Below are 2170 nucleotides of genomic sequence, written 5' to 3' on the forward strand. Positions count from 1 at the left end.
TGTCAAGCTGATTACCGATGCGGCGCAGACGACGCTTACGATTGACTTCAGTGGCTTCCGATTCGTCGAACATCCCGACCAGAATGCCGGTCGGCATGGGGCCGGCTGCGAAACGACGGTCGATCTCCTCGTCGGACATGGTCACGCGCTGCGCGTCCCTGCGCGCCCAAGACGCGAGTTGTTGGTACAGGTGTTCAATTGTTTCGGCATATTCCGGCCGCTCGCCGACATCTTCCAGCTCTTGCGGATCGCGTTTGAGATCGAAGAGCATGGGCCGGAAACCGCCTTCTGCGTGAATCATCTTGAACTCATGATTTGCGATCATGAACATGCGCGCATCGCGTTGGCTCACACCGAGATGTTTGCGAACCGGCTGTTGGGCGTAGGAGTATTCGCTGATCACATAGTCGCGCCATTGTTCCGGCGTCTTCCCATGGAGGAAAGGCAGCAGTGATTTGCCTTCCACGATGTGGCCGGGAACCGCGCCACCTGCTATTTCGATGAAAGTCGGCGTCAGATCGATAGCCTCGACCAGGGCATCGCAAACCGTCCCGCGCGTTGAATCGGCCGAAGGCGAGGGGTCGTAGATGATCATCGGCACGCGGACAGAGGCATCGTGGAACATGTCTTTTTCGCCAAGCCAGTGATCGCCCAGATAGTCACCGTGGTCGGATGTTACCACGATCACGGTGTTCTCTGCTTGCCCGGTGCTCTCCAGATAGTCGAGAATGCGTCCGAGTTCGGTATCGCATTGGCTGATCAAACCCATATAGGCGGGGATGACCTTGCTGCGCACCTCGTCTCGCGAGAACGTCTCCGCGACGCCACTTTTCATGAAGGCCGAGAAGAGCGGGTGCGTGTTCTTGCCGTTCGCCTTCGCTGCGAATGACCGGCATGATGTCCTCAGATCCGTACATGTCGTGATACGGCGCAGGCACGATATATGGCCAGTGCGGCTTGATGTAGCTCACATGAGTGCACCAGGGGCTTTCGGCGTCCCGCACGAACCGGATGGCTTCCCTGGTCAACCAAGGGGTTTCGCTGTCCTGCTCGGCAATGTTGGCTGGCTTGTCGGCGTGGCGCATGAACCAGCCACTCGCGGTCACCCCATCCTCTTCGCCGGCATTCGCGAAATCGGCCCAGGGGTTTTCACCGCCGTATCCCTTCGACTTCAGATACTCGTTGTAGGGTTGCTGGTCGCTGTAGAAGCCCTCTGGCCCCTGACCGACAAGGCCGTCTTCGCGGACGACTACGTCAAAGCCGCATTCAGCCTGGCGCGCACCAATTGCGCTTTCCGGGGCAAGGCCCAGACGCGCCATACCTTCGGCATCGACGCGCATGTGGGTCTTGCCCACGAGATAGCACCCCATCCCGGCCTTGCGCAGATGGTCGCCCATCGTCCACTCGCCCACGCGCAACGGAAAGTCGTTCCATGCCGCGCCGTGACTGTTTACGTAGCGGCCTGTGTAAAAGGACATGCGTGACGCGCCGCAGATCGTCGACTGTGCGTAGGCGTGAGTGAAACGCACGCCTTTTTTGGCCAGCCGGTCGATATTGGGGGTCTTTATGGAGGGATGGCCGGAGCAGCCGAGGTAATCGAACCGCAACTGATCGAACATGACGAAGAGAACGTTTTGCTTGGTCGACTTCATAGGCCCCTGCTCTTTGCTTTTTTGCCCTTCCGACCGGGCCGCAAGGGTTGTTTCGTCAAAGCTGAGCGAAAGACATGCCAGAGTAAAATACCAGTCTCATAAGGTTCATATCATTTTGGATATGGCTTGCCGGACGGAGGCGCCGAAATTCACTCGAGGCCCTGAGCGCGGACTTCATCCTCAAGGCACGCTATCATCGCCTTTGCGAGGGTGGGTAGACGCGCTGTTCCGCCAACCGTCGCGATGCCGATTGAACCCATCATGGCCATGCCGTCGACGTCGACAGCAACGAAATCTCCGCGACCGAGTTCCGCCCGCACAACGCCCTGCGGGCAAAAGGCGACGGTATCCGACCTGGCGAGCATGGCGCGAATGAAATCGAAAGACATTGTCTCGACCGTGTTGGGAAACTGACGGACGCCATGTGCCATCATGAAGTGATCGAGTTCGTCACGGATCACGACGCCCTGGTCCGGGTGTCCGTCGTCGAATGATTATGGACAGGATGGGGTCTGGCT

General features: G+C 58.6%; 1 protein-coding gene and 1 pseudogene. Both read right to left on the reverse strand.

The window, feature by feature from the left end; translation table 11 throughout:
- A pseudogene (locus K7H91_RS25960) lies at window positions 1-1652 on the reverse strand (sulfatase-like hydrolase/transferase); the annotation flags it as partial.
- 149 nt (window positions 1653-1801) lie between these two features.
- Window positions 1802-2113, reverse strand: coding sequence for a LysR substrate-binding domain-containing protein (locus tag K7H91_RS25445; RefSeq protein WP_230722955.1), 312 nt, complete (start codon window positions 2111-2113; stop codon window positions 1802-1804).
- Window positions 2114-2170 lie beyond the last annotated feature (57 nt).

The sequence above is a fragment of the Martelella mediterranea genome (assembly GCF_021021415.1).
Lineage (GTDB): Bacteria > Pseudomonadota > Alphaproteobacteria > Rhizobiales > Rhizobiaceae > Martelella > Martelella mediterranea_C.